Consider the following 12,821-nt stretch of genomic DNA (forward strand, 5'->3'; position numbering starts at 1 on the left):
CAAGATGCAGGACTTCATCGCCGTGATTCCGGCGCGCTTCGCCTCGACCCGGCTGCCGGGCAAGCCGCTGCTCGACATCGCCGGCGAGCCGATGGTGGCCCACGTCTGGCGCCGGGCCTCGGCCAGCGCCGCCGGACGGGTGGTGGTCGCCACCGACGATGCGCGCATTCGTGACGCCATGGCGCCGCTGGGCGCCGAGGTGGTGATGACCCGCGACGATCATCCCTCCGGCACCGATCGGCTGGCCGAAGTGGCCGATACGCTGGGCCTGGCCGATGACGCCGTGCTGGTCAACGTTCAGGGTGACGAGCCGCTGCTGCCGGCGACCCTGATCGACCAGGTGGCGGCGCGCCTGATGGACGATCCCGGCGCTTCCATCGCCACCCTGGCCGAGCCGATCGGCGACGTCGAGACGCTGTTCAATCCCAACGTGGTCAAGGTGGTGCGTGCGCTCTCGGGGCGGGCCCTCTACTTTTCCCGTGCGCCGATTCCCTGGGATCGCGAAGCCTTCGCCGCGCGGCCCGAGCTGCTCGAGACCGATGCCTGGCTGCGCCATATCGGCCTCTATGCCTACCGGGCGAGCTTCCTCGACGAGTATCGCCACTGGACGCCGTCGCCGCTGGAGCAGCTCGAGCAGCTTGAGCAGCTGCGGGCGCTGCATCACGGCCATGCCATCCAGGTCGCGCTGTCCCGCGAGCCGCACCCGGCGGGCGTGGACACCGCCGAGGATCTCGCCCGGGTGCGCCAGATCCTGGGGCAGGAGGAAGGCCGCGACGACGAGGGGGAGCGCTGATGCGGGTGCTGTTCGTCTGCCTGGGCAATATCTGCCGTTCGCCCACCGCCGAGGGCATGTTCCGCCGCCACCTCGACGAGGCCGGTCTCGCCGGCCGCGTCGAGGTCGACTCCTGCGGCATCGGCCCCTGGCACGCGGGCAAGGCGCCCGACGCCCGCGCCCAGGCCGCGGCCGCCGCGCGCGGGCTCGATCTCTCCGGCCTGAGGGCCCGTCAGCTCGACGACGACGATTTCGAGCGTTTCGACTACCTGCTGGCCATGGACCACGACAACCTGGCGGCGCTGGAAGCGCGGCGGCCGGCCGGCAGTGATGCCCATGTCGGCCTGTTCCTGTCCTTCGCCGGATTGCCCGATCGCGCCGTGCCCGATCCCTACTACGGCGGCGACGACGGCTTCGAGGAGGTGCTGGACCTGGTCGAGGCGGCCTCGCGCGGTCTCGTCGAGCACGTGCGTCGGCGACTGGAGGAGGGCGCTTGAGCCTGGACATCCTCGCCGACCACGACCTGACCGCCGCCAATACCCTGGGGCTTGGCTGTCGCGCCGAGCGCTTCGTCGCGCCGGACAATGCCTCCGAGCTCGGCGGGGCGCTGTCGCTGGCCCGGGAAGCCGGCTGGCCGACCCTGGTGCTGGGCGGCGGCAGCAACCTGATTCTGCCCGCCTTTCAGCCGGGGCTGGTCATCCGGATGGCCATGAACGACTGGTGGCTGGAAGAGACCGGTGACGGGAGCGTGCGGGTGCACACCGAGGCCGGCGTGGTCTGGCACGAGCTGGTCATGGCCCTGGCCGCCCGCGGCCTCTGGGGGCTCGAGAACCTGGCGCTGATTCCCGGGCACTGCGGGGCGGCGCCGATCCAGAATATCGGCGCCTACGGCGTCGAGCTCGCCGAACGCCTCGAGGCCGTGCATCTGGTGCATCTGGACGACGGCCGCGAAGCGGTGCTGGGGGCCGACGAGTGCGCCTTTGGCTATCGAGACAGCGTCTTCAAGCGCGCCCTGGCCGGGCGGGTGGCGATCACCCGGCTGGTGCTGCGTGTCTCGCGCAAGGCCGAGCCGCGCCTGGGCTACGGCGACCTGGCCAGTCGTGTCGGGGAAACCCCCACGCCGCTGGAGGTGGCCGAGGCCGTCTGTGCGGTGCGGCGCGAGAAACTGCCGGATCCGGCGGTGCTCGGCAATGCCGGCAGCTTCTTCAAGAACCCGGTGGTGTCGTCGGAATGCGCGGCGTCGCTGCGCGAGGCGTATCCCGACATGCCGAGCTTTCCGCTGGCGGATGGCCGCACCAAGCTGGCCGCCGGCTGGCTGATCGATCGTTGCGGCCTCAAGGGCTGGCGCGATGGCCCCTTCGGCGTCCACGACCGCCAGGCCCTGGTGCTGGTGCACCACGGCGGCGGCGATGCGCCCGGTCTGCTGGCCTTCGCCGCGCGGGTCGCCGAGACGGTGGAGCGGCGCTTCGGCGTGACGCTGGAGCGCGAGCCGCGCCTGGCGACAGAATAGGGACATCGGCGCTTTCGGCGCCTTCAGTAGACGCCAACGAAAACGCCCGTGGCCATTGCCACGGGCGTTGTCTTTCAGGGGCGGGCGTCGGATCAGCCTTGCTGGCTGTCCTGGCGCTTGGCCTCCTGTTCACGACGGCGGATTTCCCGCGGATCGTTGTGGGCGCGGCGGCGACGACGAGGCGCCTCGGCCTTGGCGTCGGCCTTCGGCGCTTCAGCCTTGGTCTCGGCCTTCGGCTGTTCCGCCTTGGTGTCGGACTTCGGCTGCTCGGGCTTGGCCTCGGCCTTGGGCTGTTCCGCCTTGGTGTCGGACTTCGGCTGCTCGGGCTTGGCCTCGGCCTTCGGCTCTTCCGCCTTGGTGTCGGCCTTCGGCTGCTCGGGCTTGGTCTCGGCCTTGGGCTGTTCCGTCTTGGTGTCGGCCTTCGGCTGCTCGGGCTTGGCCTCGGCCTTGGGCTCTTCCGCCTTGGTCTCGGCCTTGGGCTCATCCGCCTTGGCGTCGGCCTTCGGCTGTTCGGGCTTGGGCTCGGCCTTGGGCTGTTCCGCCTTGGTGTCGGCCTTGGGCTGTTCCGGCTTGGTCTCGGCCTTGGGCTGTTCCGCCTTGGCTTCGGCCTTGGGCTGTTCAGCCTTGGTCTCGGCCTTGGGCTGTTCCGCCTTGGCTTCGGCCTTGGGCTGTTCCGCCTTGGTGTCGGCCTTGGGCTGTTCCGCCTTGGGGTCGGCCTTCGGCTGCTCGGGCTTGGTCTCGGCCTTGGGCTGTTCCGCCTTGGTCTCGGCCTTGGGCTGTTCCGCCTTGGCGTCGGCCTTGGGCTGTTCCGCCTTGGTGTCGGCTTTCGGCGCTTCTGCCTTGGCTTCGGCTTTCGACTCTTCTGCCTTGGTCTCGGCCTTGGGCGCTTCCGCCTTGGCGTCGGCCTGCGGCTCTTCAGCCTTGGCTTCGGCCTTCGGCTGCTCGGGCTTGGTCTCGGCCTTCGGTTCTTCCGCCTTGGTCTCGGCCTTCGGCGCTTCCGCCTTGGTCTCGGCCTTGGATTGTTCCGCCTTGGCTTCGGTCTTCGCCTCTTCCGGCTGTGCTTCTGCCTTGGCGGCTTCGGCCTGCAGGCGCTGCTGTTCGGCCACGGACTCCGGGTTCAGGGCGTGCTGGCGACGACGCTGGCGCGGGTTGTTGCGGGTGCGCTTGGGCTTGCCGTCCGCCTCGGCCTGGCCGTCATCCTTGGCAGGCGTCGCTTCGGCGTCGCCCTTGGCCTTCTGGGGCTTGGTGTCCTGAGGCTTGTCGCTCTGGCGCTTGGTGTCTTGAGACTTGGGTTCCTGGGGCTTGCGGCCGCCCTGGTCCTTGTCCTTGCGCTCCTGCCCCTTGTTGTCCTGGCTCTTGCCTTCCTGAGACTTGCGGCTCTCGGACTGTGGACGGTTGTCGTCCTGGCGCTGGTTGCGACCGCGACCGCCGCGGTTCTGGCTGCCGCTCTTGTCGGCCTTCTCGCCTTTCTCGGCGCGGTCGCTACGGGCCTTGTCCTCGCCCTGACGTTGCGGCTTGGCGCTGCGCGTCTCGTCGCGATTGTCACCGCGCTCCTGACGCTGGTCCTGGCGCTGGCCGCCTCGACGATTGTTGCGCTGGCGGCCGTTACCGCTACCGGAGCGGTTGTCGCCGCTCTTGCCGCTTTCGCCACGCTGCTGGCTGCGCTCGTCGTTGCGGGCGGTGCCGGCCTGACGCTGGCCACTGCCCTCGGACTGACGCTGCTGGCTGGACGGGGAGGTCTCTTCGCCGCTCAGCAGGCGAGAGAAGCCCTTGACCAGGCGGCTCAGCACGCCATCGCGAGCGGCGGGAGCGACAGCGGATTTTGCCGCCGGGGCCGGCTTGGCGGCGGGCTTCTGGGCGGGCCGCTGCTGCGTCGGCTTTTCGGCGGGCTTCGGCGTGGGCTTCGCCGGTTCGGCGGGTTCTTCCTGCAGGGAGGCCGGGGCGGGCTCGTGGTGCACCACGGTCTTGACCGCGGCCTCGTCGCGCTTGACCGGCTTGCCGAAGGCGGCCTCCGGCTCCTTGCCGACCTCGGTCTCGGTGGGCAGCTCGTGGCTGGGCAGGTGAGAGGTGCCTTCCTCGTCGACGTGGTCGTCGCGCAGCCGCTGCACGTCGTAGTGGGGCGTGTCCATCTCGGGGTTGGGCAGCAGCACCACGCGCACGCCCTGGCGGCGCTCGATGTCGGCCAGCATCGCCCGCTTCTCGTTGAGCAGGTAGGTGGCGACCGGGACCGGCAGGATGGCGCGGATCTGGGCGCTGCGCTCCTTCATCGCCTCTTCCTCGATCAGGCGCATGATCGACAGCGAGATGGAGCGCACGTCGCGGATGGTGCCCTGGCCGTCGCATCGCGGGCAGACCACGCCGCTGGTCTCGCCGAGGGACGGGCGCAGGCGCTGGCGGGACATTTCCATCAGGCCGAAGCGCGAGATGCGACCGATCTGTACCCGGGCGCGGTCGATCTTCAGGGCGTCGCGGACCCGGTTCTCGACCTCGCGCTGGTTGCGCGCCGGCGACATGTCGATGAAGTCGATGACCACCAGGCCGCCGATGTCGCGCAGGCGCAGCTGGCGGGCGATCTCGTCGGCGGCCTCGAGATTGGTCTGCAGCGCCGTTTCCTCGATGTCGCTGCCGCGGGTGGCGCGCGCCGAGTTGATGTCGATGGAGACCAGGGCCTCGGTGTGGTCGATCACGATGGAGCCGCCGGAGGGCAGCTTCACGTCGCGCTCGTAGGCGGTCTCGATCTGGGACTCGATCTGGAAGCGCGAGAACAGCGGCACTTCATCGGCGTAGCGCTTGATCTTCTGCTGGTAGGAAGGCATCACCTGGCGGATGAAGCCCAGCGCCTCCTGGTGGACCTGTTCGCTGTCGATCAGCACCTCGCCGATGTCCTGGCGCAGGTAGTCGCGCATGGCGCGAATGATGACGTTGGACTCGCGGTAGATCAGGAAGGGCGCGGCGCGCTTGCCGGCTTCCTCGGTGATCGACTCCCAGACCTGGGTCAGGTAGTCGAGGTCCCACTGCAGCTCTTCGGGATTGCGGCCGATGCCGGCGGTGCGCACGATCAGGCCCATCTTGTCGGGCACGGTCAGGTGGCTCATGGCCTCCTTGAGCTGTGCGCGTTCCTCACCCTCGATGCGCCGCGAGATGCCGCCGGCGCGGGGGTTGTTGGGCATCAGTACCAGGAAACGGCCGGCCAGGCTGATGAAGGTGGTCAGGGCCGCGCCCTTGTTGCCACGCTCTTCCTTGTCGACCTGGACGATGACTTCCTGGCCTTCCTTGAGCACTTCCTTGATGCTGGGGCGGCCCGAGGGTTCCTTGAGGAAGTACTCGCGGGAGATTTCCTTGAGGGGCAAAAAGCCGTGGCGTTCGGCACCGAAGTCGACGAAGGCGGCTTCGAGGGAGGGTTCCACGCGGGTGATCTTGCCGCGGTAGATGTTGGCTTTCTTCTGTTCCCGGGCACCGGATTCGATGTCCAGGTCGTACAGGCGTTGTCCATCGACCAGGGCGACGCGCAGCTCTTCGGGCTGGGTCGCGTTGATGAGCATCCGTTTCATGTCGTCTCGCAAAATGGACGCGCCGGTGGGCGCCCATGGGCAACGACGAAGGCGAACCGCTGGGTGCTGCGTGCTTGTGCTCAGCGCATGTCGCGGAAGCGGAACTGCGCCCGGCCGTGTCGGGGCCTGTTAGCGGTGGCGGGCCGGCACGGCAGGATCATGTTGAGTACGGGGCGGAGGCAGGACATGTTCTCGGCGGGTCGTCGTATTGCCCATCCGGTCCTGCGGTCACCGCCAACACCTGGCATTCATCGATTCGCCAACGCCGGCCTCCGGCACGGTGTTATACGTATCCCGTGGTCGCCGCTTGCTCGTCGGGAGCAAGGCGGGGCGGGCGTGGCGTCATATCGCTTTCTGTCGGCGGCGGGACCTCATGGGGGAGCGTCGTCGCGGCCTGATTTCGTCGTTCCGGCCTGCGTGTCTGTCGTGCAGGCGCCAAGCGGACGGTTCTGTCCATTGGAACGCCTCGGCAATATAACAGTAAAGGGGGTGCCCAGCAATTGGCGGCAGGACGGCGCACAGTGCGGTAGAATGCGGCCTTTACGACGGTGGCAAGTGGAGAGCGGGATGACCGACGGCCGCGAGGTTCAGTGGGTGGAAGTGACCGAGGGCCAGGTGGGTCAGCGGGTCGACAACTTCCTGATAACGCGCATCAAGGGAGCGCCGCGGGCGCTCATCTATCGCATCGTGCGCAAGGGCGAGGTGCGGGTGAACAAGAAGCGCGTCAAGGCCGATACCCGCCTGGCGCTGGGAGATGTGGTGCGCATTCCGCCGCTCAAGCTCGCGCCGCGTGAGGCGGTCCGCGAGGTCAGCGACAACCTGCGCAACCTGCTGGCCGGCAGCGTGCTGCTGGAAGGGCGGGACTGGATGGTGCTCAACAAGCCCTCCGGGCTCGCCGTGCACGGCGGCAGCGGGGTCAAGATCGGCCTGATCGAGGCCCTGCGCCAGGTGCGCGAGGATCTCGACTTCCTCGAACTGGTGCATCGCCTGGACCGTGACACCTCCGGATGCCTGCTGCTGGCCAAGTCGCGCCCGGCGCTGCTCGCCCTCAACGAGTCGCTCAAGCGGCACGAGATGAACAAGCAGTATCTGGCGCTGGTGGCCGGGCGCTGGCCGGCGCGCCGGGACTTCGTCAGCGCGCGCCTGGATCGCTTCGACGCCGGCAACGGCGAGCGCCGGGTGCGCGTGGACAGCGGCGGCAAGGTGGCGCGTACGCGCTTCGCGGTGCGCGAGGCCTTCGCCCGTGCCACCCTGATCGAGGCCGAGCCGATCACCGGGCGCACCCACCAGATTCGCGTGCACGCCGCCCATGCCGGTCATCCGCTGCTCGGCGACGACAAGTACGGCACCCGCGAGGCGGGGCGCATCGCCGCCCAGTTTGGGTTGTCGCGGCTGTTCCTGCATGCGGCGTCCCTGACCTTCCCCGAACCGACCAGCGGCAAGCCGGTGAAGATCCGCGCACCGCTCGGCGAGACCCTCGACGGCGTGCTGGAAAGCGCCCGCAATGCCCGCTGATTCGGAGCCTGCATGCGTTATCGACTGATGATCTTCGACTGGGACGGCACCCTGATGGACTCGCTGGCGCGCATCGTGGCCTGCATGCAGGCCGCGGGGCGCGACGTCGGCTGGGGCGAGCTGTCCGAGGAGGCGGTTCGCGACATCATCGGCCTGGGGTTGCCCGAGGCCATTGCCAAGCTGTGCCCGGGGATCGGTCCCGAACAGGCCGAGGCCCTGCGCCAGCGCTATGCCTACCATTTCGTGGAAGGTGACGTCACGCCGATGGCCTTCTACCCCGGCGTGGTCGAGGGGCTGGCGCGGCTGCGTGCCGACGACGGCAGCCGGCTTGCGGTGGCCACCGGCAAGAGCCGCCGCGGGCTCGATCGCATCTTCCGCGAGAGCGACTGCGGCCACTGGTTCCATGCCAGTCGCACCGCCGACGAGACCCTTTCCAAGCCGCATCCGCGGATGCTGCAGGAGCTGCTCGACGAGCTCGGGGTGCCGGTCGAGGAGGCGGTGATGGTCGGCGATACCGAGTACGACCTGGAGATGGCCCGGGCGCTGGGCATGGATCGTGTCGCCGTGACCTACGGCGTGCACGCGCCGGAACGGCTGGCGGCCAGTCGTCCGGTGTACACCGCCGAGGCCTTCCCGGCACTCATCGATTGGCTGCATGCCTGATTACGGCTTTTATCCTCGATAGACAGGAGGTGGCGTTATGGACGACGAGCGACGCGACGACTGGACCCAGGGTCCCGAGCTCAGTGCCCAGCAGGCGCGCGAGGAGAAACGGCGCCGCGAGGCCGCCGACGAGGCGTCTTCAGTGGCGGATGGCGAGGATGTGGAGACGCTTCGCGAGCGTCGCCGCCTGGCCCAGCAGGACATGCTCGATCGCTGGATCGATGGCGTGCTGGTCGAGCAGCGGCGCTCGCGGCGCTGGAAGCTGTTCTTCCGCTTCCTGTTCGCCTTTTTGATCCTGGCGTCGCTTTCCACCACGCTCTATGGGCTCTTCGTGGCCCCCGGAGCGACCGATGTGGCCGGTCCGCACCTGGGCGTCGTCGAGGTGAAGGGCGTGATCGATGGCGACTCCCGGGCCAGCGCCGAGCGTGTCATCGAGGGCGTGCAACGGGCCTGGGAGGCGCCGGACGCCGAGGCGGTCGTGCTGCATATCGACAGTCCCGGTGGCAGCCCGGTGCAGTCGCAGCGCATCCATGACGAGCTGATGCGCCTGCGCGAGCAGGGCGACAAGCCGATCATCGCCGTGGTCGAGGACATCGGTGCCAGCGGTGCCTACTACATTGCCTCGGGCGCCGACGAGATCGTCGCCGCGCCGGCCAGCCTGGTGGGATCGATCGGCGTCATCAACGCCGGCTTCGGTTTCGAGGAGGCGATCGAGCGTCTCGGCGTCGAGCGTCGGGTGTTCACCGCCGGCGAGAACAAGGCCTTCCTCGATCCGTTCTCGGATATCTCGCCGCAGCAGCGCGACTTCTGGCAGCGGGTGCTGGCCACCACTCACCGCCAGTTCATCGACGACGTGAAGGCCGGGCGTGGCGATCGGCTGGCCGACGACGAGCGGCTGTTCAGCGGCCTGATCTGGACCGGCGAGCAGGCGCTGGAGCTGGGGCTGGTGGATAAGCTGGGCAGTATCGACACCCTCGCGCGGGAGCGGCTGGCCAAGCCGCGCACCCGGGATTACACGCCGCCGCTGGATCCGTTCGAGCGCCTGACCCGGCGCTTCGGCCGGGTCGCCGCCGAGTGGGTGGGCGTGCCTCAGGCGGCCTCGCCGCTGCGTTATCAGCTCGCGCCCTAGTCCTGTGCCCGGGCTCCTGCCCGTCTGACGATTCGTCGTCATCTGCCGCCCCGTGGCCTTGGCCCGGGGCGGTTTGCGTTGAAGGGCGCTTAAGGGCTGCCCAGCGGGTCCATGCCTGCCTCGCGCAGCAGCTGGCAGAGGCGAATCAGCGGCAGCCCGATCAGGGCGTTGGGATCGTCGCCCTCCAGGCGCTCGAACAGGGTGATGCCGAGACCTTCCATGCGGAAGCTGCCGGCGCTGTCCAGTGGCCGCTCCCGCTCGACGTAGCGGGCGATCTCGGTGTCGCCGAGCTGGCGGAACACCACGTCGTAGCGCTCGTGGCAGACCCGGTGGCTGGCATGGCGGGTGTCGATCAGCGCCAGTCCGGTCAGGAAACTCACCCGATGGCCCGAGAAACGGGCCAGCTGGGCGCGTGCGGCGGCCTCGTCGGCAGGCTTGCCCAGTGCCTCGCCTTCGAAGACCGCGACCTGGTCGGAGCCGATGATCAGATGGTCCGGCCAGTCGTCGGCCAGCCGCTCGGCCTTGGCCAGCGACAGGCGATGCACCAGTGCGCGGGGCGATTCGCCGGGGCGGGGGGTCTCGTCGATGTCCGGACTGTCCCAGGCGTAGGGAAGTTCCAGGCGGTCGAGCAGCTGGCGGCGAAAGCGCGAGCTCGAGGCGAGTACCAGACGTGGCATGGCGGGGTCCTCGTGTGACACGGTGGGGCGGTCTCTGCCGCAACGGGCGGGCATTGTAACCCCGAAGCGTGCGGGCTTTGACAGGGGGGAGGGGAGTGCCTATCATTGCGCGCCTATGTTGACCTCAAGACTCCCTGGCAGGGTCGAGCCTTACAAGCTCGCCGCGCATGCCGAACATCTCGAAGGCCTGGTGGCGCTGGGCGATATGCCCCGTCTCGCCGATGAAGCCGGTGTGCAAAACGGTGATGCCGAGGTATGGCTGGACTTCGCCATCGACGCCCAGGGGCGTCGAGAAATCCGCGGTCGTCTGACGGCCGAGCTGCAGCTGCTGTGTCGGCGCTGCCTCTCGCCCATGCCGCAGTCGGTCGAGAGCGAGTTCCTGCTGGGAATGGTCTCCAGCGACGCCCTGGCGGCCTCTCTGCCGAGTACCCATGAGCCGGTGCTGGTGGAAGACGAACAGCTGAACCTGCTGGCGATGATCGAGGACGAGCTGATCCTCAGTCTGCCCCAGGTGGTTTACCACGACGAGGCCGACTGCGCGGTCTCGCGCGACCAGCTGAGCAGTGGGGAGAGCGCCGAGTCGGTCTCGGACTCGCCCGCGGAGAATCCCTTTGAGGTGCTCAAGCAGCTCAAAGGCAAAACCTGATTACCTCATCGATTCACTCTGGAGTGATATCTCATGGCAGTTCAACAGAACCGCAAGACCCGTTCCAAGCGCGGCATGCGTCGCAGCCACGACGCCCTGGTCGACAACAAGGCCCTGTCCCAGGACAAGGAGACCGGTACCACGCACCTGCGTCACCACGTCTCTCCGGACGGCTTCTACAAGGGTCGCAAGGTCGTCGACGCCTGAGGCGACGCGTCCTATCGATCGCCATGACGCCTGACGCCCGCTGACATGCGGATTGCCGTCGATGCCATGGGCGGGGATCTTGGTCCCCGCGCTACCGTGGCAGGCGCCGCCAGCGCCGTCATGGCCGATCCTGAGCTCGATATCCGGCTGTTCGGCCCTGCCGCGCGGCTGGAGGAAGAGCTCCTTCGGCTGCCGCGGCCTCTCGCCGCGGCGTCGTCGCATCTGGAGATCGAGAATGCCCCCGGGGAGATCCGTCAGGATCAGCGTCCCGCCGAGGCGCTGCGCCGCGGTCAGGATTCCAGCATGGCCGCCATGCTGGCCTGTCTGGCTCGGGGCGAGGCGCAGGCCGGGGTCAGTGCCGGCAACACCGGGGCGCTGATGGCACTGTCGCGCCGCGCACTCGGCACCGTCGCCGGCGTGGCGCGACCGGCGATCAGCACGGCGATTCCCATCGATCGGGAAGGGCGCTGCTATCTGCTCGATCTCGGCGCCAACGTCGACGTCGAGGCCGAGCGACTGCTCGACTTTGCGCTGATGGGCGACGTCATGGCGCGCCATGTGGACGGCCTTGCGCGTCCGCGGGTGGCGCTGCTCAACGTCGGCGTCGAGGGCACCAAGGGGTCGGCGAGCGTGCAGCGGGCCGACGAGCTGCTGCGCGAGCGCGACGACCTCGACTATGTGGGCTTCGTCGAGGGTGATGGCATCTTCGCCGGGGAGGCCGACGTGGTGGTCTGTGATGGCTTCGTCGGCAACGCCGTGCTCAAGGCCAGCGAGGGGCTGGCCAAGATGCTGGTGCGACGGGTCCAGGCGACCTTCGAAGCGCACTGGACCAGCCGCCTGGTAGGCGTGCTGGCGCGACCGGCGCTGGGGCGCCTGCGCCGTGAGCTGGATCCGGTGCGTTACAATGGCGCCAGCCTGCTGGGCCTCAACGGCATCGTCATCAAGAGCCATGGCGGTGCCGATGCCGCGGGTTTTCACTACGCCGTGGCCCGTGCCGCGCAGGAAGTGCAGCATGGCCTGCCCGAGCGGCTGGCCGACGAACTAGGTCTTCGGCGGTCTGTCGTCGATTCGGCCGCCGGCGGCGACCGAACCGACAGCGGATCCAGGACTTCCGGCGTCGCCGCCACGGATAGCGACAGCGCCGGAATCCGTCAACAAGTGCAAAGGTGATCGACATGACACAACCCCTTGCCCTCATCTTTCCCGGGCAGGGCTCCCAGCAGATCGGCATGCTGCGCGAGCTGGCGGAGCGCTACAGCGTGGTGCGCACGACCTTCGAGGAGGCCGCCGACGCGCTGGGCTACGATCTCTGGCAGGTGGTCCAGGAAGGGCCCGCCGAGTCGCTCAACGCCACCGCCTGCACCCAGCCGGCGTTGCTGACCGCCAGCGTCGCCATCTGGCGTGTCTGGCAGGAGCTCGAAGGGCCGCGCCCGGGCGCCATGGCCGGTCACAGCCTGGGCGAGTACAGCGCCATGGTGTGTGCCGGCGCGCTGTCGTTCGCCGACGGCGTGCGGCTGGTCAAGCTGCGCGGCGAGGCCATGCAGGACGCCGTGCCCATGGGGCAGGGCGCCATGGCCGCGATCCTCGGGCTGGACGATGCCGCCGTCGAGCAGGCCTGTGCCCAGGCTGCCGAGGGCGAAGTGGTGTCCGCGGTGAACTACAATGCACCCGGTCAGGTGGTCATCGCCGGCGCCAAGGGTGCCGTCGAACGTGCCATCGCCGCCTGTCAGGAGGCCGGTGCCAAGCGGGCCATGCCGCTGCCGGTGTCGGTGCCGTCGCACTGCGACCTGATGCGCCCGGCCGCCGAGCGCCTGGCCGCGGCGATGGATGACATCTCGCTGCGCGCGCCGCGTTACACCGTGGTGCAGAACGTCGACGCCCAGGCGCATGCCGATGTCGAGACCCTGCGCACGCGCCTGATCGAGCAGCTCTATCAGCCGGTGCGCTGGACCTCCTGTGTCGAGAACATGGTCGGCCAGGGCGCCGAGGTGTTCATCGAATGCGGGCCGGGCAAGGTGCTCACCGGCCTGAACAAGCGAATCGCACGGGGCAGCCGCGGGCTGGCGGTCAACGATCCCGACAGCCTTTCGGCGGCCCTCGAGCTGGCCCGCGAGGCGGCCGGCCAGTCGCCGTCGGCCAACGGCTGACCCC

General features: G+C 69.0%; 12 protein-coding genes. 10 read left to right on the forward strand and 2 right to left on the reverse strand.

All coding sequences use genetic code 11. The features are described from left to right. The first annotated feature begins 4 nt into the window (after positions 1–4). The 3 genes from kdsB to murB are packed head-to-tail and all read left to right on the forward strand — an operon-like array spanning position 5 to position 2,282. Positions 5–793 carry a 3-deoxy-manno-octulosonate cytidylyltransferase gene (gene kdsB, locus CVH10_RS11630; RefSeq protein ID WP_106488766.1) on the forward strand — a complete coding sequence of 263 codons (789 nt, stop codon included), beginning with the start codon at positions 5–7 and terminating at the stop codon, positions 791–793. Then, entirely contained in the window at positions 793–1,269 is a 477-nt protein-coding gene (locus tag CVH10_RS11635) for a low molecular weight protein-tyrosine-phosphatase (RefSeq protein WP_035599436.1), read from the forward strand. The genes kdsB and CVH10_RS11635 overlap by 1 nt, the downstream gene beginning before the upstream one ends. Continuing rightward, positions 1,266–2,282 (forward strand): UDP-N-acetylmuramate dehydrogenase, encoded by a 1,017-nt coding sequence (murB, locus tag CVH10_RS11640; protein WP_106488767.1) that lies wholly within the window; start codon positions 1,266–1,268, stop codon positions 2,280–2,282. Before CVH10_RS11635 ends, murB begins: the two co-directional genes overlap by 4 nt. A gap of 92 nt (positions 2,283–2,374) precedes the next feature. Here the strand turns inward: murB and rne are convergent, their stop codons facing one another. Continuing rightward, positions 2,375–5,833, reverse strand: a complete 3,459-nt coding sequence (gene rne / locus CVH10_RS11645) for a ribonuclease E (RefSeq protein WP_106488768.1) — start codon at positions 5,831–5,833, stop codon at positions 2,375–2,377. 567 nt (positions 5,834–6,400) lie between these two features. Between rne and CVH10_RS11650 the strand changes: the two genes are divergently transcribed. From CVH10_RS11650 to sppA, 3 genes are read left to right on the forward strand one after another with little or no spacing between them, the layout of a single operon-like run. Then, positions 6,401–7,348 (forward strand): RluA family pseudouridine synthase, encoded by a 948-nt coding sequence (locus CVH10_RS11650; RefSeq protein ID WP_035599080.1) that lies wholly within the window; start codon positions 6,401–6,403, stop codon positions 7,346–7,348. Positions 7,349–7,360: 12 nt separating this feature from the next. Next, positions 7,361–8,011, forward strand: coding sequence for an HAD family hydrolase (locus tag CVH10_RS11655; protein WP_035599076.1), 651 nt, complete (start codon positions 7,361–7,363; stop codon positions 8,009–8,011). A 37-nt stretch (positions 8,012–8,048) separates the two neighbouring features. Further along, positions 8,049–9,140: a signal peptide peptidase SppA gene (gene sppA, locus CVH10_RS11660; protein ID WP_106488769.1), complete on the forward strand. Its 1,092-nt coding sequence runs from the start codon at positions 8,049–8,051 to the stop codon at positions 9,138–9,140. 89 nt (positions 9,141–9,229) lie between these two features. On the opposite strand, the gene CVH10_RS11665 is transcribed toward sppA, so the two are convergent. Next, positions 9,230–9,817, reverse strand: coding sequence for a nucleoside triphosphate pyrophosphatase (locus CVH10_RS11665; protein WP_035599070.1), 588 nt, complete (start codon positions 9,815–9,817; stop codon positions 9,230–9,232). A 115-nt stretch (positions 9,818–9,932) separates the two neighbouring features. Here CVH10_RS11665 and CVH10_RS11670 point away from each other — a divergent pair, with 115 nt between their 5' ends. Genes CVH10_RS11670 through fabD form a run of 4 tightly spaced genes read left to right on the forward strand, consistent with a single transcriptional unit; the run spans position 9,933 to position 12,817 of the window. Beyond that, entirely contained in the window at positions 9,933–10,463 is a 531-nt protein-coding gene (locus tag CVH10_RS11670) for a YceD family protein (RefSeq protein WP_035599068.1), read from the forward strand. 33 nt (positions 10,464–10,496) lie between these two features. Next, complete coding sequence (rpmF, locus tag CVH10_RS11675) at positions 10,497–10,670, forward strand: 50S ribosomal protein L32 (RefSeq protein ID WP_035599067.1); 174 nt, start codon at positions 10,497–10,499, stop codon at positions 10,668–10,670. A 45-nt stretch (positions 10,671–10,715) separates the two neighbouring features. After that, positions 10,716–11,840, forward strand: coding sequence for a phosphate acyltransferase PlsX (gene plsX, locus CVH10_RS11680; protein ID WP_106488770.1), 1,125 nt, complete (start codon positions 10,716–10,718; stop codon positions 11,838–11,840). 5 nt (positions 11,841–11,845) lie between these two features. Beyond that, a complete protein-coding gene (gene fabD, locus CVH10_RS11685; protein ID WP_035599061.1) occupies positions 11,846–12,817 on the forward strand; it encodes an ACP S-malonyltransferase in 972 nt (323 codons plus the stop codon). The last annotated feature ends 4 nt before the right edge of the window (positions 12,818–12,821 follow it).

It is taken from the genome of Halomonas sp. ND22Bw (genome assembly GCF_003011945.1).
Classification (GTDB): Bacteria; Pseudomonadota; Gammaproteobacteria; order Pseudomonadales; family Halomonadaceae; genus Halomonas; species Halomonas halophila.

Bases quoted from the DNA above. Each gene is read 5' to 3' on its own strand.
- kdsB (WP_106488766.1), top strand. From the start codon at position 5: ATGCAGGACTTCATCGCCGTGATTCCGGCGCGCTTCGCCTCGACCCGG.
- CVH10_RS11635 (WP_035599436.1), top strand. From the start codon at position 793: ATGCGGGTGCTGTTCGTCTGCCTGGGCAATATCTGCCGTTCGCCCACC.
- rne (WP_106488768.1), bottom strand. From the start codon at position 5,833: ATGAAACGGATGCTCATCAACGCGACCCAGCCCGAAGAGCTGCGCGTC.
- CVH10_RS11650 (WP_035599080.1), top strand. From the start codon at position 6,401: ATGACCGACGGCCGCGAGGTTCAGTGGGTGGAAGTGACCGAGGGCCAG.
- CVH10_RS11655 (WP_035599076.1), top strand. From the start codon at position 7,361: ATGCGTTATCGACTGATGATCTTCGACTGGGACGGCACCCTGATGGAC.
- sppA (WP_106488769.1), top strand. From the start codon at position 8,049: ATGGACGACGAGCGACGCGACGACTGGACCCAGGGTCCCGAGCTCAGT.
- CVH10_RS11665 (WP_035599070.1), bottom strand. From the start codon at position 9,817: ATGCCACGTCTGGTACTCGCCTCGAGCTCGCGCTTTCGCCGCCAGCTG.
- CVH10_RS11670 (WP_035599068.1), top strand. From the start codon at position 9,933: ATGTTGACCTCAAGACTCCCTGGCAGGGTCGAGCCTTACAAGCTCGCC.
- rpmF (WP_035599067.1), top strand. From the start codon at position 10,497: ATGGCAGTTCAACAGAACCGCAAGACCCGTTCCAAGCGCGGCATGCGT.
- plsX (WP_106488770.1), top strand. From the start codon at position 10,716: ATGCGGATTGCCGTCGATGCCATGGGCGGGGATCTTGGTCCCCGCGCT.
- fabD (WP_035599061.1), top strand. From the start codon at position 11,846: ATGACACAACCCCTTGCCCTCATCTTTCCCGGGCAGGGCTCCCAGCAG.